Source organism: Actinoplanes flavus, from assembly GCF_017592555.1.
In the GTDB taxonomy this organism is placed as follows: Bacteria; Actinomycetota; Actinomycetes; order Mycobacteriales; family Micromonosporaceae; genus Actinoplanes; species Actinoplanes flavus.
Genome location: NZ_JAGFNS010000009.1, coordinates 99110 through 118510, shown reverse-complemented (window position 1 = coordinate 118510; position 19401 = coordinate 99110). Strand labels below are relative to the sequence as shown.

The following is a 19401-nucleotide window of genomic DNA, read 5'->3' as shown; positions in this document are numbered from 1 at the left end:
ACGGGTGTACGCCGCCGCGGGTGGTGAAACGTCCAAGATCGAGGAGGGAGGGGTGCCGAGCAGCAAAGCGCCTTGGGCAGGCATTTACCGCCCCTCCGCAATCTCGGATGGGCACCCATTGCTCCGCAACGTCGCAGGGCACCCGCCACCCCTCTGCAATTCCGATGGGCGCCACCGCCTGTCGGTGCGATCTTGGACGGGTGCACACCGCCGCGGGTGGTGAAACGTCCAAGATCGAGGAGGGAGGGGTGCCGAGCAGCAAAGCACGCGGCATGGCGGAAACACGGCGAGTCAGGCTGTGCGAATTGAGGGTGGATGGCTCTTCTGAGATTGCGTAGGGGATGGGCGGGGTGTCCGGCCGAGATGGTGGAAGGCAATGAGCTAGCCTCCTAGGATGGGTTAGCGGGTGTGGCCAGCGTGACTGCGTGTCGGGTTGGGGAACGCGGCTGGTTATAGTTGCTCGGCGAGCGGCCCGTTCGTGCGTTCGGGGCTTGTGCGCGAGCCAGGGCGGGGGCCTCGGCCGAGGGGGAGAGGAAGTCGCGATGTCGCAGCAGCCTGCGCCGTCCATCGAGACCTCCAACCGCATCTGGACCCTGCCCAATGTGATCAGCTTCATCCGGCTGCTCGGGGTGCCGCTCTTCCTCTATCTGCTGCTCGTGGCCGAGCAGGACCTGGCGGCGGTGGTCGTGCTCGCCGTGGGCGGATCCACCGACTGGGTGGACGGATACGTCGCCCGCCGGATGAACTCGGTGAGCCGGCTCGGGGAGCTGCTGGACCCGTTCGCGGACCGGCTGTACATCCTGGCCACCCTGATCGGGTTCACCGTGCGTGAGGTGGTGCCGCTGTGGTTCACCATCGCGCTTCTGATGCGTGAGGCCGTGCTCGGGGTGGCGCTGCTCATCCTGCGGCGGCACGGTTTCGGTCCGCCGCCGGTGCACTACGTGGGCAAGACCGGGACGTTCCTACTGCTCGCGGCGTTCCCCATCATTCTGCTGGGCAAGGCGTCGCCGGGGCTGGCCTGGTGGGCGACCCCGGTGGGCTGGGGGCTGGCCTGGTGGGCGCTGGGACTCTACTGGTGCGCGGCCGTGCTCTACCTGATCCAGGCCGTGCGCCTGCTGCGCGCCGACGCGGAGGACGAGTCGTGAGGTGCGGCGCCGAGCTCGAGCGCGGCCGTGCTGGTTGTGCGCCTGCTGCGCGCCGACGTGGACGACGCGTCGTGAGGTGCGGCGCCGAGTTCGAGCGCGGCCGTGCTGGCTGTGCGCCTGCTGCGCGCCGACGGGGAGGACGCGTCGTGAGGTGCGGCGTCGAGGGCGTGTCGTGAGCCTCCCGCCCTCGTATCTTCCGGCGGGTGGCCCGGATCCGGACGGTGCGTCGGCGGGGAAGCGGACCTACGGACCGGACTTTCTCACGGCGCTGTTCCAGAATCCGCTCGATCCGGGGTATCAGGACGCCGCCGCGCGGCGGGCCGCCGAGGGTGGGCGGCGTGGCTGGCGGCGCTCGCTGGCCGGTGGGTCGTCGGCGCTGACCCTCGTGGTGATCGGGTTTCTGCTGGTGGTGGCCTACCGGCAGACGGTCGCCGAGGAGCCGGCCCGGACCGTGGCGCGGGACTCGCTGATCGCCCAGGTGCAGAAGCGCCGGGAGGAGACCGATCGGCTGCGGGAGCAGGCCGACCGGCTCGCGGACGAGGTCGCCGCGCTGCGGGACCGGGCTCTGGGCGGTGCGGCGCTGGCCGAGCTGCGCGATCTGGAGGCGGTCACCGGGATGTCGCGGGTGCGCGGCTCGGGGGCGAAGATCACGCTGGTGGACGGGCCGACGTCGGTGGACGCGGTGACCGGGGAACGGCGTACCGAGGGCCAGGTGAAGGACACCGATCTGCAGCTGGCGGCGAACGCGCTGTGGGAGGCCGGCGCCGAGGCCATCATGATCAACGGGCAGCGGCTGACCGCGACGTCCCGGATCCGGCAGGCGGGCGAGGCGATCCTGGTCGACATCCGGCCGGTGGCGTCACCGTACGAGGTGGTCGCGATCGGGCCGGACGAGCTCGCCGACGACTTCCGCGCGGGCTATGCCGGGCAGTTCTTCGAGACGCTGTCCGGGCGGTACGGGATCTCGTTCAAGGCCGCCGAGGTGAAGGACGTGACCTTGGAGGCGGCGACCGAGTTCCAGCTCCGTTCGGCCGTGCCCAGCATCGCGCCCGCGCCGTCGGGCTCCGCTTCGTCGTCCGGGCCGGGGTCGCCGGCGCCGGGTTCCTCCACGGAAGGCGGCCGATGATCGCCGTACTCGCTCTGCTCGCCGGTGTTCTCCTGGGCATCCTGTACGAGCCGTCGGTGCCGCTGGAACTGGTGCCGTACCTGCCGATCGCGGTGGTGGCGGCGCTGGACGCGGTGTTCGGCGGGGTGCGGGCCAAGCTCGACGGGATCTTCGACGACAAGCAGTTCGTGGTCTCGTTCATCTCCAACGTGCTGGTGTCCGCCCTGATCGTGTACGTCGGTGACCAGCTCGGTGTGGGCGGTCAGCTGTCGACGGGTGTCGTGGTCGTGCTCGGCGTGCGGATCTTCGGTAATGTCGCGGCGATCCGACGTCACCTGTTCCGGGCATAGGAATTAGATGATCGAGCCTGATGAGACCCGGTCGCGGGCGCAGACCGCGGCCGCTTCCACCGTGCCCGTCACGGAGGACGATCCGGCCACCCGGCCGTCCCCGGCGGGCGACGACGCGCCGACCGCGCCGGGCGACGAGCCCACGAGAGCGCTGACCGCGCCGGGCGACGAGCTGACGACGACCACGGCGGCGCCGACCGCGCCGGTGGACGAGCCCACGACGGCGCTGACCGCGCCGGGCGACGAGCCCACAACGGCGTCGACCGCGCCGGTGGACGCGTTCACGACGGCGCGAACCACGCCGGGCGACGAGCCCACGAGACCGCTGGCCGCGCCGGTGGAGCCCGCAAGAACGCTGGCCGCGCCGGGCGACGAGCCCACGACAGCGCGAACCACGCCGGGCGACGAGCCCACGAGACCGCTGGCCGCGCCGGTGGAGCCCACAAGAACGCTGGCCGCGCCGGGCGACGAGCCCACGACAGCGCTGACCGCGCCGGGCGACGAGCCCACGACGACCACGGCGACGACCGCGTGGGGGGACGAGTTCACGACGGCGCCGGTGGACGCGTTCACCGGGCCGATCGGCGGTGATGAGGAGCCGACGGTCTCTCTGGCTCGGCGGAGCGCTCCCGACGTACCCCCGCATGGTGGTGAGGTGGGCGACGCGGCGGAGGCCGCCCCGGTGAGCGAGGGTGACGCGCAGGCCGCGGGGGTGCCCCGGTCGGGTGACCGGGAGGACGGTGAGGCGGAGATATCCGCCACGTCACCCGATGGGGCGGAGCCCGGAGAAAGTGATCTTGGTCGCCCGGGGAGGCGCTGGCCGGCGCCGGCCGGGGCGCTGATCTGGGTGCTGTTGGCGCTGTTCGGGTTCACGCTGGTGGTGCAGTTGCGCAGCAACGACGCCGACGACGGGCTGGCCGGGATGCGGCAGGAGGACCTGGTCCGGATCCTGAGCGACCTGGAGGCGCAGGACAGCCGCCTGTTGACCGAGATCCAGGAGCTGGAGACCAGCAAGCAGCAGCTCAGCTCGGGTGTGGCGGGCCGTGAGGCGGCGCAGCTCGAGGCGGAGAAGCGCAGTCAGCAGCTGGCGCTGCTGGCCGGGACGGTGGCGGGCAGCGGGCCGGGGCTGGACATCACGCTGAGCAACGTGCGGGCGTCGGATGTGCTGAACACGGTGCAGGAGCTGCGGGGCGCCGGCGGTGAGGTGATGCAGCTCGACGGGGCGAACGGCGTCTCCGTGCGGGTGGTGGCGTCGAGTTTCTTCGTGGACGCGTCCGATGGCGGGATCATCGCCGACGGTGAGCAGTTGACGGGTCCGTTCCGTCTGCGGGTGATCGGTCCGCCGAGCACGATGAGCACGGCGCTGCAGATCCCGGGCGGGGTGGTGGCGTCGGTGCAGAACGACGGCGGTAGCGTGACCATGGACTCGCGTTCCCTGGTCGACGTGACCGCGGTGCGTAAGGCGGCAGCTTTGCGATACGCGCGTCCGGTTTCGTGATTTACGGAGGAAGCGTTGATTCCTGAGGATCTGCGGTATACCGCGGAGCACGAGTGGGTCGCCGGTGACGGCAGCGGGCCCGTGCGAGTGGGTATCACCCATTTCGCGCAGGACGCCCTGGGCGACATCGTCTACGTGCAGCTGCCCGACGAGGGCACGGTGGTGCAGGCGGGCGACTCGCTCGGCGAGATCGAGTCGACCAAGAGCGTCTCGGAGATCTACGCGCCGATAGCGGGCACGGTGGTCGCGCGGAACGCGACGCTGGCCGACGAGCCGGAGATCATCAACGGCGAGCCGTACGCGGCGGGCTGGCTGGTGGAGATCGCGCCGGACGATCCGGCGTCGGTCGCGGCGCTGCTGGACGCCGCGGCGTACCGGGCGCTGACCGAGAGCTGAGGCTCCGCGCGTCCGGTTGCTCAGCGATATTGGCGCTGACTAGGCTCGCGAAGCACACGAAGAACTGTTATTCCTTTGAAACCGATAGTCGTGCGTCGGGCCGAATGGCTCGGCGGGGGCCGCAACGCCGCGTGTCCCGCCGGGAGGCGACGACCAACTGATCCGTGAGGTGGTCCGATGACGCGCCCAGACGACGAGTTCCCCCCGCTCGACGTCACGTCCACGCTGAACCTTGGCGCCCTTGACGAGGTGCTGGAGGGACCGGAGACCGACGTGGTGCCGAGCCGCATGTCCGGCTCGCTCCCGCCGGGGATGGCTCTGCTGGTGGTCCGCCGTGGCCCCAACGCAGGCGCCCGCTTCCTCCTCGACCACGACGTGACGACCAGCGGCCGGCACCCGGACAGTGACATCTTCCTCGACGACGTGACGGTGTCGCGCCGCCACGCCGAGTTCCACCGGGACGGCGGCACGTTCACCGTCCGCGACGTCGGCTCGCTCAACGGTACGTACGTGAACCGGGAAAGGGTCGAAGCCGCGACGCTCAGCAATGGCGACGAGGTCCAGATCGGCAAGTTCCGTCTGGTGTTCATCGCCGGTCCGCGGCCGGAGGGCGAGGGCCGGGCGTGACGTCGTCGGGGGCGGCCGCGCGTGATCCGGGGGCTTCGCGCCCTCAGGACGGGCGGGAGGGTGCGCTGATGAGCATCGGGGAGGTGCTGGCCCATCTGCGCACCGAGTTCCCCGACACCACGATCTCGAAGTTGCGGTTCCTGGAGGCGGAGGGTCTGGTCGACCCGCAACGCACCGCCTCCGGGTACCGCAAGTATTCGTGGAACGATGTGGCCCGGCTGCGTTTCGTGCTGACCGCTCAGCGGGATCAGTACCTCCCCTTGCGGGTGATCCGCGAGCAGCTGGACCGGATGGAGAAGGAGCCGGTGGTTCCGCAGCGGCCCACGCTGGTGGCGGTGGGGACGCAGCGGGCCACGGATCCGGCGGACACCCGCATCCCGAAGGCGGACCTGCTGGAACGCACCGGGGTGGACGAGGCGCTGCTGGCCGAGCTGGAGCAGATCGGGCTGGTGTCGGCCCGTCCGCCGGGCTGGTACGACGCCGACCAGGTGATCATCGTGGAGGCCGTCGTGGGTCTCACCCGGTACGGCCTGGAGGTGCGTCACCTGCGGGCGTTCCGGAACGCCGCGGACCGTGAGGTGGGCCTGTTCACACAGTTGCTGGCGCCGCTGGCCCGGCAGCAGGATCCGGCCGCCCGCGCTCGTGCCGTGGAGACCGCGCGTGAGCTGCAGGCTCTTTCGCAGCGGCTGCACGCCGCTCTGGTCCGCTCGGGCCTTCGGGGTGAGTTGGGACGCTGAACCCGATGCCGCGCGGATCGGACACCCGCGGTGTGCGTGTACCGTGCAGGTTAGGGGCGGCTGCGGTGCAGCCGAGACGATGACGACACGGAGGCGGCGGTGCGCGAGCTGAGCGTGGTCGGGGTCCGGGTGGAGCTGCCCAGCAACCAGCCGATCGTGTTGCTGCGGGAGGTCGACGGCGACCGTTATCTGCCGATCTGGATCGGGGCGGTGGAGGCCACCGCGATCGCGTACGAGCAGCAGGGTGTGAAACCGGCCCGGCCGCTGACACACGACCTGCTGCGCGACATCCTGGCGGCGGTGAAGGCCCCGCTGAAGGCGGTGGAGATCACCGAGCTGAAGGACAACGTCTTCTACGCCGACCTGCTGATCGGTGACGATCTGCGGGTGTCGGCGCGGCCCAGTGACTCGATCGCGCTGGCGTTGCGGGTCGGCGCGCCGATCCGTTGTGCCGAGCAGGTGCTGACCGAGGCCGGTATCGTGATCCCGGACGAGCAGGAGGACGAGGTGGAGAAGTTCCGCGAGTTCCTCGACCAGGTCCGTCCCGAGGATTTCGCGGGCTGAGCCCTGCCGAAGCCGGCTGAGTATCGACACTCGCCGTAGTCCGTACGCGGCGTGTCGAGCGGTTGCCTCCATGTTTCGGCGTTGATTGAGATATACGCTCGTGAAGTCCAGGTGAACCGGCATACCGCCTAGATTTTGATCATGGGCAGCGGGGAGGCATCGGGTGCACGAGCAACCTCTTGAGGGCCCACTAGTCGGCGAGGACGGAGAGGTCGGCTACCGCGGGGTCACCGCCTGTCAGGCCGTCGGGATCAGTTATCGCCAGCTCGACTACTGGGCCAGGACCACACTTGTCGTGCCGAGTGTGCGGGACGCCTCCGGCTCCGGCACCCAGCGCCTCTACTCGTTCCGTGACCTGGTGGTGCTGAAGGTCGTCAAGCGCCTGCTGGACGCCGGCGTCTCGTTGCAGAACATCCGCCGGGCGATCGAGGCGCTGCGCTCGCGCGGGGTGGCCGACCTCGCCGAGATCACGCTGATCTCGGACGGGACGACGGTGTACGAATGCCGGTCCCCGGAGGAGGTCGTGGACCTGTTGCAGGGCGGCCAAGGCGTGTTCGGGATAGCGATCGGCGGCGCGTTCAAGGAGATCCAAGGTTCGCTGTCGCACCTGCCGGCCGAGCCGGCCGCGCAGCCGCAGGCGATCGCGGGGCCGTTCCAGCCGTCCGAGGGTGACGAGCTGGCGGCCCGGCGGGCGCGCCGCCGGGCCGGATGAGGCGTCAGCCCTCCTGGTCGAGGAAAGCCATCGCGGCCGCCGGGAACAGCGGGGACATGAACAGGCTGTAGTGGGTGGTGCCGGGCAGGATGGCCAGGGCGTGCCCACCCTTGGGGCGGCCCTCGCCCATCCAGCCGCCGTCGCGCAGGCCGCCGTCGAGCAGGTTGAAGATCTCGACGAAGTGGGCGACCGGCACGATGTCGGCGTCCGAGCCGACGATCAGGGTGGGCACGGACAGTCCACGGACCTCGTCGGTGAGGTCGAAGTCGACGGCCATCGCGGCGCCGATCTTGTCGAGCAGGCGGGGGAAGTCCTCCGGGCGCGGCGCGACCCGCTGGTACAGCTCGTACATCGGGGTCTCCTTCATGAACTCGGCGGCCGCCCCGGTGACCTGGCCCTGCTGGGCGAGGATGTCCGCGTGGGTGGCGTTGCGGCGGATCCCGGCCGAGGCGGAGACCAGTCTGCCGACCTTCTGCGGGTGGGCGAGGGCCAGGTGCAGGCCGACGCCGCCGCCGAGGGAGTAGCCGACCACGTCCGGCTTCTCCAGACCCAGGTGGTCGATGAGGGCGGCGATGTCGTCGGCCATGGTGCGGATGTCGAGCGGCCGGTCCACGTCGGCGGTCCGCCCGTGCCCTTGCAGGTCCGGCAGGACGACCCGCCGGTTCGCGGTGAACGCGGGCAGGACCGGCGCGAACATCTCGCCCGATCCGAGTCCGCCGTGCAGCAGGACCAGCGGGCGCCCCTCGCCCTGGATCTCGTAGTAGAGGTTGATCCCGTTGACGTCCGCGTAGCTCATGACGGCTCCTCGTCTCTTTCCGTGAATCGGTGACATCGGGTAGACCGGGCCCGCCCGGGAAACTCATCGCTGCCGGGCGAAGATATCCGCGATAGGTTCGGGCCGTGAGTGAAGTCGTCACCGATGTCCCGATCGAGAAGCAGCTGGAGCGATTCCGGCCCGAGCTCGTCGGCTACTGCTACCGGATGCTGGGTTCGGCCTTCGAGGCCGAGGACGCCGTGCAGGAGACGATGATCCGGGCGTGGCGCGCCCAGGACACCTTCGAGGGCCGATCGTCGCTGCGGTCCTGGGTGTACCGGATCGCTACCAACGTGTGCCTCACCATGGTCGACAGCGCCCAGCGGCGGGTCCGGCCGATGGATCTCGGGCCGGCCGGATCCGGCCATGCCACCCATCCGGGTGACATCCATCCGGAGAAGATCTGGGTGGGCCCGGTCCCCGACGAGCGGATCCTGCCGGAGGGTTCCGACCCGGCCCGGCTGATCGCCGAACGCGAGTCGATCCGGCTGGCGTTCGTCGCCGCGTTGCAGCACCTGCCGCCCCGGCAGCGGGCCGTGCTCATTCTGCGGGAGGTGCTGGCCTGGTCGGCGCAGGAGGTCGCCGACCTGCTGGAGATGACGGTCGCCGGCGTCAACAGCGCGCTCCAGCGGGCCCGGGCCACGATCTCCACCGCCACGCCTTCGGCGGGCGACACCTTTCAGCCTCTCGACGAGGCCCAGCGTGCGCTTCTCGCGCGCTATGTGCAGGCCTTCGAGGCGTACGACCTGAGCGCTCTCACCGCGCTGCTGCACGAGGACGCGACCCTGTCGATGCCGCCGCTGGCGCTGTGGCTGCGCGGCCCCGGGGACATCACCGCGTGGATGAGCGGCACCGGCTGCGGCTGCCGCGGGTCGCGCCTGGTTCCGGTGGTGGCCAGCGGCCTGCCCGCGTTCGGCCAGTACCGGCCGAGCGAGAGCGGCGCCGGCCACGACCCGTGGGCGCTGATCGTCCTGGAGATCTCAGACGGCCGGATCACCGGGGTCAACAACTTCCTCGACACGGACCGGCTGTTCCCGCTGTTCGGGCTCCCCGCACATCTGGACGAGCAGGTCGTCGAGGCCCAGCAGGACGAAGAGCGACCGTAACGGCGGCCCGGCGCCGTCCACCCGCAGCCGCCGGCCGTGCCGCCGCGCGGTCAGCCGCAGCCGGGCCAGCGCCTCCACCAGCACCACGTCCGGTTCACCGGGCCCGGTGACCTCGCAGATCACGAGGTCACGGGGCCGGCCCCGTAACGAGTCGGACAGCGCCGCACAGAGTGGGGGTATCTCCGTACGCGCCAGCCTTGTTCGCACCGGGAACCGGATCACGGAGTCCGCCATACCGGTTAGGACCGGCCGCGGCCCCGGAACTCATCGGTTCAGTGGAAGGCCAGCGGGCGGCGCGGCAGCACCGCGGTCGGCGCCGCCGGGACGTCCACGCTGATCGTGCCCTCCACGGCGATGGCGTGCCACAGGCAGAACATGGCCACCGTCCACACCTTGCGGGACCGGTCGGCGCCGCCCGCCCGGTGCTCGGCCAGCAGGCCACGGGCGTACTCCAGGTCCAGGTACTCGGAGGCGCCGGAGGTGGCCAGCAGGTGGTCCACCCAGTCGCCGATCGGGCCGCGCAGCCACAGCCGGGTCGGGGTGGGGAAGCCCAGCTTGCGGGCCTCCCGCACGGACTCGGGCACGATGCCCTTCATCGCCTCGCGCAGCGCGTGCTTGGTGGTGGCCGTCCCGTGCGGCAGTTTCAGCTCGGTGGGCAGGCCGGCCGCGGCCGCGTACACCTGCTGGTCCAGGAACGGCACCCGCAGCTCCAGGCTGTGCGCCATCGACATCCGGTCGGCCTTGGCCAGGATGTCGCCGGGCAGCCAGGTGTGCAGATCGACGTACTGCATCGAGGCCACGTCGTCGACGTCGGCGGTCTCCGCGTACAGCTGGGCGGTGATCGCCGTGTGCGGCTGCGCGGTGAACCGCATCAGCTGCGCCTTCTCCTCCGGGGTGAAGATCCGCGCGTTGCCGTAGTAGCGCTGCTCGATCGGGGTGGTGCCGCGCTCCAGGAAGGACCGGCCCTTCACCCCCTCGGGCAGCACCTCGGCCAGGTGCCGCAGCCCCCGCTTGACCCCGGGCGGCAGCTTGTCCACCCCGGCCAGCGACAGCGGCTCCCGGTAGATGGTGTAGCCGCCGAACAGCTCGTCGGAGCCCTCCCCGGACAGCACCACGGTCACGAACCGTGACGCGGTGCGGGCCAGGAAGTAGAGCGGGATCAGCGACGGGTCGGCGACGGGATCGTCGAGCAGCTGCACGATCCGCGGCAGATGGGCCAGCACGTCCTCGTCGGTCACCACGGTCGGGGTGAGCCGGATGCCGAGCTGGTCGGCGGTGTCCTGGGCGATCTCGATCTCCGAGTAGCCCTGGGCAGCGAACCCGGCGGTGAACGCGTGCAGATCCGGCTTCTCCCGCGACGCCAGCGCCGCGATCGCCGACGAGTCGACGCCGCTGGACAGGAACGTGCCGACCGGCACGTCGGCGTGCAGATGCTTGCGGACGCTGGCCGTCAGCGCGTCCTGGATCGCCTGGTACGCGGCCTCCGGCTGCACCCGCAGCGGCCGCAGCGACGGCTTGAACCAGCGGTGCATCCGGATCCCGCCGCCCGGCGTCCAGACGATCCGGTGACCCGGCGGCAGCCGGCGGATGTGCCGGTGCAGGCTCAGCGGATCCGGCACGTACTGGAAGGTCAGGTAGTGGGCCAGCGACTCGGTGTCCAGGGCCGCGCCGGCCGGCGGCGCGAACGGGTCCAGGGCCTTGCGCTCGCTGGCCAGGTGCAGCCCGTCGGCGGTCTCCAGCAGGTACAGCGGCTTGATGCCGAACGCGTCGCGGGCCGCGTGCAGGGTGCCGGTGCGGTGGTCGTACGCCACGAACGCGAACATCCCCCGCAGGCGGGGCAGCGCCGCCTCACCCCAGTAGTGGAACGCCGCCGCCAGCACCTCGCTGTCGCCCTCGGTGGCGAACACCGCGCCGTGCGCCCGGATCAGCTCGGCCCGCAGCTCCTGGTAGTTGTAGATCTCCCCGTTGAACACCACGGTCCACCGGTCGGCGTAGCGCAGCGGCTGCACCGAGTGCTCCCGGTCGATGATCGCGAGCCGGTTGAAGCCGAACACGTACCCCTCACCGTGCACGACCTGCGTGTCGTCCGGACCGCGGTGGTGCATCGTCGCGAGCGCGGCGGAGAACGCCGTCAGGAACGTGTCGTCCAGCGGCCCGGCGCCCGGCCGGCTGCTGACGAAAGCGCTCAGGCCACACATCGAGGAACCTCCTTGAAGAAGCGAGGAGCCGACGGTAGGCCGCCACCTGTGAAGAACCTGTGCGGAAGCTGCCGAGAACCCGCACGGCACGAATCCGGGATCCGATCTTCATCGGTTTCTCGCATTTCTTGGCCGCCTGGACCCGCTGCATCACAATGCGAACCGTGACAGCGCGCATCCTGGTGGCCGACGACGACCCGAAACACGCCCAGCTGATCCGCCTCTATCTGGAGCGGGAGGGCCATCAGGTGCTCACCGTCGGTGATGGCCGGGCGGCGCTGGAGCAGACCCGGGCCCGCCGCCCCGACCTGCTGGTGCTGGACTGGATGATGCCCGAGGTGGACGGCCTCGACGTGTGCCGGATCCTGCGCGCCGACCCGGACGCCGGCCTCGCCGACGTGGCGATCCTGCTGGTCACGGCCCGCTCCGGGGAGAACGACATGCTGCTCGGCCTGGACATCGGCGCCGACGACTACCTGAGCAAGCCGGTCAGCCCGCGGGAGCTGACCGCCCGCATCCGGGCGCTGCTGCGCCGCACCCGTGGCTCCGACACCGCGGAGGTGCTGCGCGTCGGCGAACTGGAGGTGGACACCCCCCGCTTCGAGGTCCGGGTCGCCGGCGCCCCGGTCCGGCTGACCGCCAAGGAGTTCGGCATCCTCGAACTGCTGGCCCGCGAGCCCGGCCGGGTCTTCACCCGCGGGCAGATCCTGGACAAGACGTTCGGCTTCGAGAACGAGGTCTCCGAGCGCACCGTCGACGCGCACGTGGTCAACCTGCGCCGCAAGATCGAGGTCAACCCGGCCGAGCCCCGGTACGTGCAGACCGTCTACGGCCGCGGCTACCGGATGGCCGAACAGTGAGTTTCCGCCTGCGGATCTTCCTGCTGGTGCTGGTGGTGGCCGGCACCGCGATCGGGGCGACCGCCTGGCTCACCCTGAGCCTCACCTCCCGTGCCGTGACGAACGCCGAGGAGGCCCGCGACCGGCACCAGGCCGAGATCGTCGACGAGATCCGCACCTACGGCGTCCTGCACGGGCAGTGGACCGGCATCGACCAGGTCGTCGGGCGCCTCGCCGCCGGCACCGGCCTGCACATCCGGGTGGAGACCCGCGACGGCGAAGTGCTCGTCGACTCCGACACCATCGAGGGCCGCACGTCCGGGCCGGTGCAGCGGCTGCCCGCCAACGTCGAGCCGGTGCCGGTGCTGACCGGCGACATCGTGCGGGCCGCCGACCGGCTCGGCTCGGTGACGCTCAGCAAGAGGGAGCTGGCCGCGCTCGGGCCGCAGGCCTACCGGAGGACTCCGCTGCCGCAACTGCCGGCCGACCTGCTCGGCCCGGAACCCGCCGGCAGCGCCCCCGAGGTCCGGGCGCTGTTCCAGCTGGCGAAGTACCGGGCCGCGCTGGAGACCGCCGCCTGCCTGGCCCGCGGCTCCGGCACGATCGGCGTCCTCGACAGCGTCCAGCCGCCCTACCTCGGCGGGCAGCGGCTCGCCACCGCCGCGACGTGCGCGGCCACCGGGAACGCCCGGGTCCGCGACGACCGGGAGTGGCTCGGCGACGCGTGGTCGCTGCTGTCCGGCTGCCGGCTGGGCGGGCCCGCCTACGACCAGTGCCTCACCGAGAACTTCGCCGGAGCGGCCGCGAGCGCGTCCGCCGTACCGGTGCGGGTCTTCTTCGGCGTGCGGCAGGGCACCGAGCTGGACGGATTGCAGCGGCCCGGTGTGTTCGGGGCCTTCGCCCTGCTGCTGGCCGCCGCCGCCGGCACCGCCTGGATCGCCCGCCGCGTCAGCCGGCCGGTCCGGCTGCTCACCGGCGCCTCCCTGCAACTGGCCGCCGGCCGCCTCGACGTGCGGGTGCCCGCCCACGGCCAGGACGAACTGGCCCGGCTCTCCGGCGCGTTCAACGCCATGGCCGAGGCGCTGCAGCGCAGCGAGGAACGCCAGCGGCGGCTGGTCGCCGACGTCGCCCACGAACTGCGCACGCCGCTGTCGAACCTGCGCGGCTACCTGGAAGGCCTCGCCGACGGGGTGGTCGAACCCTCCCCGGAGCTGTTCGCCTCCCTGCACGAGGAGACCCTGCTCCAGCGGCGCATCCTCGACGACCTGCAGATGCTGGCGCTGGCCGAGGCGGGCGCCCTCACCTACGACCCGGTCCCGGTGGACCTACCCGAACTCGTCGAGGCGGCCGCCACCGCGCACCGGGCGGTGGCCCAGAACGCCGGCGTCGAACTGGTCGCCGACGTCCCCGGCCCGCTCGAGGTGTACGTCGACCCGGACCGCACCCGCCAGGTGCTCAGCAACCTGCTCACCAACGCCATCCGCTACACCGACGCCGGCGGCCGGGTCGAGCTACGGGTCACCCGCGACGGCCCCGAAGCGGTCCTGACCGTCCGCGACACCGGCGTCGGCATGAACGCCGACGAGGTGTCCCGCGTCTTCGACCGGTTCTGGCGCGCCGACCCGGCCCGGCAGCGCGCCACCGGCGGCTCCGGGCTGGGCCTGACCATCGTCCGCCGGATCGTCGCCGACCAGGGCGGCGAAGTCACCGCGAGCAGCGAACCCGGGCTGGGGACCACCTTCACCGTACGGCTGCCGGCGGTCACCGGGATCAGTGTGGACCCACCGCCGTCACCGTGATCGCCGCGGTGCCGGCCTCGTCCGAGGCGGCCAGGTCGACGGTCGCCTCGATGCCCCAGTCGTGGTCGCCCGCCGGGTCCTCGAACACCTGCCGCACCGTCCACACCGCCGGGCCCGGCTCGATGTGCAGGAACGCCGGCCCGCGTGCGGCCGGGCCGGAGCCCAGCTCGTCGTACTCCTCGAAGTAGTCCTGGATCGCCTGCTGCCAGCGCTCCGACGTCCAGCCGGACTCCGCGTCCATCTCGCCGAGCAGGTCCCAGCGGCGCAGCGCGGCCAGCTCCACCCGCCGGAACAGGGCGTTGCGCACCAGCACCCGGAAGGCACGGGCGTTGCGGGTCACCGCCGGCGGCTTGTCGTCGATCCGCACCTCCTCGGGCTCGGCGCCCGGGTTCTGCAGTCGCGCCCACTCGTCCAGCAGACTCGAGTCGACCTGCCGGACCAGCTCGCCCAGCCACTCGATCAGGTCGGTCAGCTCCTCGGTGCGGGCGTCCTCCGGCACCGTCTGGCGCAGCGCCCGGTACGCGTCCGCCAGGTACCGCAGCACCAGGCCCTCCGACCGGGACAGGCCGTAGAACGAGATGTACTCGGTGAACGTCATGGCCCGCTCGTACATGTCGCGGACCACCGACTTGGGCCGCAGCTCGTAGTCGGCCACCCACGGATGCCCGCGCCGGTACGTCTCGTACGCCGCCTCGAGGAGCTCCTTGAGCGGCATCGGCCAGGACACCTCCTCGAGCAGCTCCATCCGCTGCTCGTACTCGATGCCCTCGGCCTTCATGGCGTTGACCGCCTCGCCGCGCGCCTTCTGCCGCTGCGCCGACACCACCTGCCGCGGATCCTCCAGCGTCGACTCGATCACCGACACCACGTCCAGCGGGTACTCCGGGGCCTCCCGGTCCAGCAGCTCCAGGCAGGCCAGCGCGAACGGCGACAGCGCCTGGTTCAGCGCGAAGTCCAGCTGGAGGTCGTCGACGAGGCGGTACGACCCCTCATCGGTACGTTCGATGACGCCCCCGGCGATCAGGGCCCGCGTGATCGCGATCGTCCGGCGGATCAGCTTGCGCTGCGACGGCCGCTCCTCGTGGTTCTCCGTCAGAAGGTGCTTCAACGCGGGGTAGGGGTCACCGCCGCGGTTCATCACGTTCAGCAGCATCGCGTGGCTCACCTGGAACGACGACGTCAGCGGCTCCGGCTCGGCCTCCACCAGCCGGTCGAAGGTGGGCCGGCCCCAGCCGATCTGCCCCTCCGGCGGCTTCTTGCGCACCACCTTGCGCCGCTTCTTCGGGTCGTCACCGGCCTTCGCCAGCGCGCGCTCGTTGTCGATCACGTGCTCCGGCGCCTGCACGATCACCGTGCCGATGGTGTCGAACCCGGCCCGGCCCGCCCGGCCCGCGATCTGGTGGAACTCGCGCGCCTTCAGCAGGCGGGTCTTCACCCCGTCGTACTTCGACAGGCCGGTGAACAGCACCGTACGGATCGGGACGTTGATGCCGACACCCAGCGTGTCGGTGCCGCAGATGACCTTCAGCAGGCCGGCCTGGGCCAGCGTCTCCACCAGGCGGCGGTACTTCGGCAGCATCCCGGCGTGGTGCACGCCGATCCCGTGCCGGACCAGCCGCGACAGCGTACGCCCGAAACCGGCCGTGAACCGGAAGTTGCCGATCGCCGCGGCGATCGCGTCCTTCTCCGCCCGCGTGCACATGTTGATGCTCATCAGCGACTGCGCCCGCTCCAGCGCCGCCGCCTGGGTGAAGTGCACGATGTAGACCGGCGACTGCTTGGTCGCCAGCAGCTCCTCGATCGTCTCGTGCAGGGGCGTCATCGCGTACTCGAAGATCAGCGGAACCGGCCGCTCCGCGTTCGCCACCACCGCGGTCTGGCGCCCGGTACGCCGGGTCAGGTCCTCCACGAACCGCGCGGTGTCGCCGAGCGTCGCCGACATCAGGACGAACTGCGCCTGCGGCAGCTCCAGCAGCGGCACCTGCCACGCCCAGCCCCGGTCCGGCTCGGCGTAGAAGTGGAACTCGTCCATCACCACCTGGCCGACGTCGGCGTCCGCGCCCTCGCGCAACGCCAGGTTCGCCAGGATCTCCGCGGTGCACGCGATGATCGGGGCGTCCGCGTTCACACTCGCGTCACCGGTCAGCATGCCCACGTTCTGCGCGCCGAAGATCGCGCACAGGGCGAAGAACTTCTCACTCACCAGCGCCTTGATCGGCGCCGTGTAGAAGGTGGTCCGGTCACCGGCCAGCGCCGCGAAATGCGCGCCGGTCGCCACCAGGCTCTTGCCCGAGCCGGTCGGCGTGTTCAGGATGACGTTCGCGCCGGTCGCGATCTCGATCAGCGCCTCCTCCTGGTGCGGGTACAGGGTCAGGCCCTGCTCCGTCACCCACGATTGAAAGGCGTCGAAGACGGCGTCAGGTTCGGAGGATCCCGGGATGCGATCGGTCAGCGTCATGATCGGTCAAGTGTGTCAGCTCGCCCCGGACGTGGCGTACCGGGCCCTCCGCGGGTCGCGATCCGCCGGAGCCGGCCGCGGTCCGGCCGTGCCCCGCCCGCGCGGCGGCTGAGCACGACCCGGCCGACCGCGGTGGGTTCAGCGGATGGCGGCCTCCAGATGGGTCTCGGGGCCCGGGAAGATCAGGCCGGTGTGGCCGTCGTCCCAGCGGACCTCGTACGGGGGTGTGCCGTCCTGGTGCCGCAGTTCGGTGATGATGCCGGCCTTGTTGCCGTCGCCGACGTGCTTGCCCTTCACCACGATGCGGTCACCCACGTGCGCGATCATCGTCGCCTCCCTTCGCTGGCCTCTCAGCAGGATGCACCCGCCGGGGGTCGCGGGCACCGGGTTGGGCGGAATTCGGCACCACATGCGCGAGGAGCCCGGCCTCGTCGAAGGCCGGGCTCCCGCATCGGGACGGGTCAGACGAGCCAGCGGTTCCCGCGGACGAAAGGCAGCTTCGCCCACCAGCGGCCGAGGCCCCAGGTGTGCCCGGCGTAGGCCAGCGCCAGCACCACGGCGACGACACCGTAGACGACGTGGTAGTCGACCAGCGGGTTGCTCGAACGGGTGGCCTCACCGGCGGCGGTCTCCTGGGCGAGCGGCCACTCGGCCAGCCACATGAAGGCCATCATCAGGACGGCCGAGACGGCGGCGATCCGCAGGCCCACGCCGAGGATCAGAGCGGCCCCGATCCCGAGCAGGCCCAGCATGAACATCCCGTCGGCCCAGGGGGCGCCGGCGATGCTGTGGAAGAAGTCCTGGAACGGTCCGACCTCGACGCCGGAGAGGAAGCCCTTGGTGGGCGATCCGCCGTTGATCCAGGCGCGCTCGGCCGGCGTCGCGTAGCCGAGCCCGAATGTCTTGTCCAGAAAGGCCCACAGGAAGACGAAGCCGGTGGCGATGCGGAGGACCGCCAGCGCCCGCGCGGCGCCGTGGGTGAGCATCGAGCCGGGTGCTTCGACGTGTTCCAGCTGGGCTGTGGTGGCGCGACCGATGGTGGCCATCTGGTCCTCCTCGAGACGTTGTCTGCACCTATGACTCTGCTCCTGCCGCGATGTCGCCACCGGTGCCGAACATCCCGTTCCGCGGCCGCGGAGGGCCCGCCCGTTTCGGGACGTTCGGCCCGCCGGGGCCGTCCGCCACCCCGGACGCGAACGGGACGCGCCCCCCCGGGGGCGCGTCCCGTCGCCGGCGGAACAGGTCAGATGGAGGCCGGCACCGGGATGACCACGACCGGGCAGCAGGCCATGCGTACACAGGACTCGCTCACCGAACCCAGGACGGTGTGCCGCACCCGGCTGTGGCCGTGGCTGCCGAGCACCAGCATGTCGGCGCCCCGGGCGGCGGCGGACAGCACCTCGGCGGGGGAGCCCTCGACGGCCTCGCCGGTCACCGGCAGGTGCGAACCGCGTTCCCGGACCAGTTCCCGGATCTCGGCGTCGATCATCCAGACGGCGCGTTCCCGTTCCTCGTCGCGGGATTCGGCCGGGGCCGGGCCGTAGTCGAGCCCGTCCCAGGACCAGGCGGTCACCGCCCGTACGGCGCCACCGCGTGCGGCGGCCTCGGCGGCGGCCCAGCGCAGGGCGCGGCGGCCGCCCTCGGAGCCGTCGACGCCCACCACGATCAGATATCCGGTGCTCATCACTGCCTCCTCAGTGGGTTCCTGCCTCTCCATCCCACTCCGGTCGGCCGGCGCCGGTCAGGGGAATCGGTCCCTCGGGGCCGGGACCTTGCGCTGCAACCGAACGGCGTCGTGAACGCGTCTCCCGTAGGAGGGGCGCCCGGTGTGTCGAAACGGATCTTTCGGGCTTCACCTGCTGATCATTGCTTTGAGTGACGAGGATGTCACGTAGGGAGGTGGTAACCGATGATGATTCTCCTGGTGGCGACACTCGGTCTGATCGCCGCCGCGATCCTTGCCCTGTGGCCCGCACCGGGCGACCGGGCACACCGGGCACCGGCCGCCGCGATCGCGGAACCCGCGGAGACCGCCAGGCCGACCTGCCTCGAGGGCGTCCTCGCCGCCCAGCTGGTCGGCGGCGACATCAGCCGTCCGCAGTACCTACGGGCCATCGAACGGCTGGCCGCCCGGGACGAGGAACGGCACCCGCTCGCCGTGCCGTGGGACGACCGCCGGGCATGAGAACCGGGGTTCCCGGGGTATCACCGGGAATCGAGGAGGTTGATACCCATGGTCGTCCCCGTGCTGTTGCTCGCCGTGATGGTCGTCTGCTGGGCCGTCACCCGGCGGCCGCGGCCGGTCCCGCCGCCGGGCCCGGTTCCGCTGATCCCCCGGGCGGAGAGCACCGAAGGCCTGCTGGTGGCGCAGTTGTTCGGCGGTGACCTGACCCCGGCGCAGTACCGGCGGGCGATGGCCTGCCTGGCCCAGCGGGACGACAGCCGGCATCCGCTGCCGCTGCCGGAGTGAGGCGGACGCGATGGCGGAGATCGTCCTGATCCGGCACGGGCAGACGGAGTGGAGCGCCGACGGCAGGCACACGTCGTACACCGATCTGCCGTTGACCACGGAGGGCGAGCGGCAGGCACGTGCCGCCGGGGAGCGGATCGCCGGCCGGCGTTTCGCCGCGGTGCTGGCCAGCCCACGGCAGCGGGCGTTGCGCACCGCCGAGCTGGCCGGGCTCGCGGTGACCGAGGTGGCCGACGATCTGGCCGAATGGGACTACGGCGAGTACGAGGGCGTCACCACGGCGGACATCCGGGCCGGGCGGCCGGGGTGGTCGCTGTGGACCGACGGCTGTCCCGGCGGCGAGTCCCCGGCCCACGTCGGCGCGCGGCTGGACCGGGTGCTGGCCCGCGCCCGCGAGGCCGGCGGCGACGTGGCCCTGGTGGCACACGGGCACTGTCTGCGCGTGGCCGGCGCCCGCTGGATCGGGCTGCCGCCGGCCGGCGGTGGGCTGCTGCGCCTGGACACCGGCACGACCTCGGTCCTCGGGTTCGAGCACGGCACCGACCCGGTGCTGCTCTCCTGGAACGCGGGCCGCTGACCCCGG

Annotated in this window: 21 protein-coding genes and 1 pseudogene; 15 read left to right on the top strand and 7 right to left on the bottom strand. The window is 71.5% G+C overall.

What is annotated here, in order from left to right; translation table 11 throughout:
* Nucleotides 1-542 precede the first annotated feature (542 nt).
* The 9 genes from clsA (at nucleotide 543) to J5X75_RS15500 (ending at nucleotide 7134) form a co-directional block, all read left to right on the top strand.
* The gene (clsA, locus tag J5X75_RS15540; RefSeq protein ID WP_208468107.1) at nucleotides 543-1145 is read left to right on the top strand and encodes a cardiolipin synthase ClsA; all 603 of its coding nucleotides are present in this window, start codon (nucleotides 543-545) and stop codon (nucleotides 1143-1145) included.
* A 172-nt stretch (nucleotides 1146-1317) separates the two neighbouring features.
* A complete protein-coding gene (locus J5X75_RS15535) occupies nucleotides 1318-2271 on the top strand; it encodes a DUF881 domain-containing protein (RefSeq protein ID WP_208468106.1) in 954 nt (317 codons plus the stop codon).
* A complete protein-coding gene (locus J5X75_RS15530; protein WP_183219036.1) occupies nucleotides 2268-2600 on the top strand; it encodes a small basic family protein in 333 nt (110 codons plus the stop codon). Before J5X75_RS15535 ends, J5X75_RS15530 begins: the two co-directional genes overlap by 4 nt.
* Before the next feature lie 7 nt (nucleotides 2601-2607).
* Nucleotides 2608-4098 carry a DUF881 domain-containing protein gene (locus J5X75_RS15525; protein WP_208468105.1) on the top strand — a complete coding sequence of 497 codons (1491 nt, stop codon included), beginning with the start codon at nucleotides 2608-2610 and terminating at the stop codon, nucleotides 4096-4098.
* A gap of 15 nt (nucleotides 4099-4113) precedes the next feature.
* Complete coding sequence (gene gcvH, locus J5X75_RS15520) at nucleotides 4114-4494, top strand: glycine cleavage system protein GcvH (RefSeq protein WP_208468104.1); 381 nt, start codon at nucleotides 4114-4116, stop codon at nucleotides 4492-4494.
* A 177-nt stretch (nucleotides 4495-4671) separates the two neighbouring features.
* On the top strand, nucleotides 4672-5121 hold the full coding sequence (gene odhI, locus J5X75_RS15515) for an oxoglutarate dehydrogenase inhibitor Odhl (protein ID WP_183219034.1): 450 nt from the start codon (nucleotides 4672-4674) through the stop codon (nucleotides 5119-5121).
* Between the two features lie 68 nt (nucleotides 5122-5189).
* On the top strand, nucleotides 5190-5858 hold the full coding sequence (gene ftsR, locus J5X75_RS15510) for a transcriptional regulator FtsR (RefSeq protein WP_238488113.1): 669 nt from the start codon (nucleotides 5190-5192) through the stop codon (nucleotides 5856-5858).
* A gap of 99 nt (nucleotides 5859-5957) precedes the next feature.
* Nucleotides 5958-6422: a bifunctional nuclease family protein gene (locus J5X75_RS15505; protein ID WP_183219032.1), complete on the top strand. Its 465-nt coding sequence runs from the start codon at nucleotides 5958-5960 to the stop codon at nucleotides 6420-6422.
* Nucleotides 6423-6585: 163 nt separating this feature from the next.
* A complete protein-coding gene (locus J5X75_RS15500) occupies nucleotides 6586-7134 on the top strand; it encodes a MerR family transcriptional regulator (protein ID WP_208468102.1) in 549 nt (182 codons plus the stop codon).
* A 4-nt stretch (nucleotides 7135-7138) separates the two neighbouring features.
* On the opposite strand, the gene J5X75_RS15495 is transcribed toward J5X75_RS15500, so the two are convergent.
* On the bottom strand, nucleotides 7139-7930 hold the full coding sequence (locus J5X75_RS15495; RefSeq protein WP_208468101.1) for an alpha/beta fold hydrolase: 792 nt from the start codon (nucleotides 7928-7930) through the stop codon (nucleotides 7139-7141).
* Nucleotides 7931-8034: 104 nt separating this feature from the next.
* Here J5X75_RS15495 and J5X75_RS15490 point away from each other — a divergent pair, with 104 nt between their 5' ends.
* Complete coding sequence (locus tag J5X75_RS15490; protein ID WP_208468100.1) at nucleotides 8035-9054, top strand: sigma-70 family RNA polymerase sigma factor; 1020 nt, start codon at nucleotides 8035-8037, stop codon at nucleotides 9052-9054.
* Nucleotides 9055-9072: 18 nt separating this feature from the next.
* Here J5X75_RS15490 and J5X75_RS44320 read toward each other — a convergent pair.
* Both J5X75_RS44320 and asnB read right to left on the bottom strand, forming a co-directional pair.
* Nucleotides 9073-9288 (bottom strand): annotated as a pseudogene (locus J5X75_RS44320) (hypothetical protein); the annotation flags it as partial.
* A gap of 38 nt (nucleotides 9289-9326) precedes the next feature.
* Entirely contained in the window at nucleotides 9327-11252 is a 1926-nt protein-coding gene (asnB, locus tag J5X75_RS15485; protein WP_208468099.1) for an asparagine synthase (glutamine-hydrolyzing), read from the bottom strand.
* Between the two features lie 155 nt (nucleotides 11253-11407).
* On the opposite strand from asnB, the gene J5X75_RS15480 reads away from it, so the two are divergent.
* Nucleotides 11408-12112, top strand: coding sequence for a response regulator transcription factor (locus J5X75_RS15480; protein ID WP_208468098.1), 705 nt, complete (start codon nucleotides 11408-11410; stop codon nucleotides 12110-12112).
* On the top strand, nucleotides 12109-13890 hold the full coding sequence (locus tag J5X75_RS15475) for a sensor histidine kinase (RefSeq protein ID WP_208468097.1): 1782 nt from the start codon (nucleotides 12109-12111) through the stop codon (nucleotides 13888-13890). Before J5X75_RS15480 ends, J5X75_RS15475 begins: the two co-directional genes overlap by 4 nt.
* Here J5X75_RS15475 and J5X75_RS15470 read toward each other — a convergent pair.
* The 4 genes from J5X75_RS15470 to J5X75_RS15455 form a co-directional block, all read right to left on the bottom strand.
* Entirely contained in the window at nucleotides 13862-16348 is a 2487-nt protein-coding gene (locus J5X75_RS15470; RefSeq protein ID WP_208468096.1) for a DEAD/DEAH box helicase, read from the bottom strand. The genes J5X75_RS15475 and J5X75_RS15470 overlap by 29 nt on opposite strands.
* A gap of 138 nt (nucleotides 16349-16486) precedes the next feature.
* Complete coding sequence (locus J5X75_RS15465; RefSeq protein WP_208468095.1) at nucleotides 16487-16675, bottom strand: DUF1918 domain-containing protein; 189 nt, start codon at nucleotides 16673-16675, stop codon at nucleotides 16487-16489.
* Nucleotides 16676-16809: 134 nt separating this feature from the next.
* Nucleotides 16810-17394, bottom strand: a complete 585-nt coding sequence (locus J5X75_RS15460; RefSeq protein ID WP_208468094.1) for a DoxX family membrane protein — start codon at nucleotides 17392-17394, stop codon at nucleotides 16810-16812.
* Between the two features lie 197 nt (nucleotides 17395-17591).
* Nucleotides 17592-18032, bottom strand: coding sequence for a universal stress protein (locus J5X75_RS15455; RefSeq protein ID WP_208468093.1), 441 nt, complete (start codon nucleotides 18030-18032; stop codon nucleotides 17592-17594).
* A 225-nt stretch (nucleotides 18033-18257) separates the two neighbouring features.
* Between J5X75_RS15455 and J5X75_RS15450 the strand changes: the two genes are divergently transcribed.
* From J5X75_RS15450 to J5X75_RS15440, 3 genes are read left to right on the top strand one after another with little or no spacing between them, the layout of a single operon-like run.
* A complete protein-coding gene (locus tag J5X75_RS15450; protein WP_208468092.1) occupies nucleotides 18258-18533 on the top strand; it encodes a hypothetical protein in 276 nt (91 codons plus the stop codon).
* 48 nt (nucleotides 18534-18581) lie between these two features.
* Nucleotides 18582-18818 (top strand): hypothetical protein, encoded by a 237-nt coding sequence (locus J5X75_RS15445; protein WP_208468091.1) that lies wholly within the window; start codon nucleotides 18582-18584, stop codon nucleotides 18816-18818.
* 10 nt (nucleotides 18819-18828) lie between these two features.
* Nucleotides 18829-19395: a histidine phosphatase family protein gene (locus J5X75_RS15440; RefSeq protein ID WP_208468090.1), complete on the top strand. Its 567-nt coding sequence runs from the start codon at nucleotides 18829-18831 to the stop codon at nucleotides 19393-19395.
* Nucleotides 19396-19401 lie beyond the last annotated feature (6 nt).

Bases quoted from the DNA above. Each gene is read 5' to 3' on its own strand.
- clsA (WP_208468107.1), top strand. From the start codon at position 543: ATGTCGCAGCAGCCTGCGCCGTCCATCGAGACCTCCAACCGCATCTGG.
- J5X75_RS15530 (WP_183219036.1), top strand. From the start codon at position 2,268: ATGATCGCCGTACTCGCTCTGCTCGCCGGTGTTCTCCTGGGCATCCTG.
- J5X75_RS15525 (WP_208468105.1), top strand. From the start codon at position 2,608: ATGATCGAGCCTGATGAGACCCGGTCGCGGGCGCAGACCGCGGCCGCT.
- odhI (WP_183219034.1), top strand. From the start codon at position 4,672: ATGACGCGCCCAGACGACGAGTTCCCCCCGCTCGACGTCACGTCCACG.
- ftsR (WP_238488113.1), top strand. From the start codon at position 5,190: ATGAGCATCGGGGAGGTGCTGGCCCATCTGCGCACCGAGTTCCCCGAC.
- J5X75_RS15495 (WP_208468101.1), bottom strand. From the start codon at position 7,930: ATGAGCTACGCGGACGTCAACGGGATCAACCTCTACTACGAGATCCAG.
- asnB (WP_208468099.1), bottom strand. From the start codon at position 11,252: ATGTGTGGCCTGAGCGCTTTCGTCAGCAGCCGGCCGGGCGCCGGGCCG.
- J5X75_RS15480 (WP_208468098.1), top strand. From the start codon at position 11,408: ATGCGAACCGTGACAGCGCGCATCCTGGTGGCCGACGACGACCCGAAA.
- J5X75_RS15470 (WP_208468096.1), bottom strand. From the start codon at position 16,348: ATGACGCTGACCGATCGCATCCCGGGATCCTCCGAACCTGACGCCGTC.
- J5X75_RS15465 (WP_208468095.1), bottom strand. From the start codon at position 16,675: ATGATCGCGCACGTGGGTGACCGCATCGTGGTGAAGGGCAAGCACGTC.
- J5X75_RS15460 (WP_208468094.1), bottom strand. From the start codon at position 17,394: ATGGCCACCATCGGTCGCGCCACCACAGCCCAGCTGGAACACGTCGAA.
- J5X75_RS15455 (WP_208468093.1), bottom strand. From the start codon at position 18,032: ATGAGCACCGGATATCTGATCGTGGTGGGCGTCGACGGCTCCGAGGGC.
- J5X75_RS15450 (WP_208468092.1), top strand. From the start codon at position 18,258: ATGATGATTCTCCTGGTGGCGACACTCGGTCTGATCGCCGCCGCGATC.
- J5X75_RS15445 (WP_208468091.1), top strand. From the start codon at position 18,582: ATGGTCGTCCCCGTGCTGTTGCTCGCCGTGATGGTCGTCTGCTGGGCC.
- J5X75_RS15440 (WP_208468090.1), top strand. From the start codon at position 18,829: ATGGCGGAGATCGTCCTGATCCGGCACGGGCAGACGGAGTGGAGCGCC.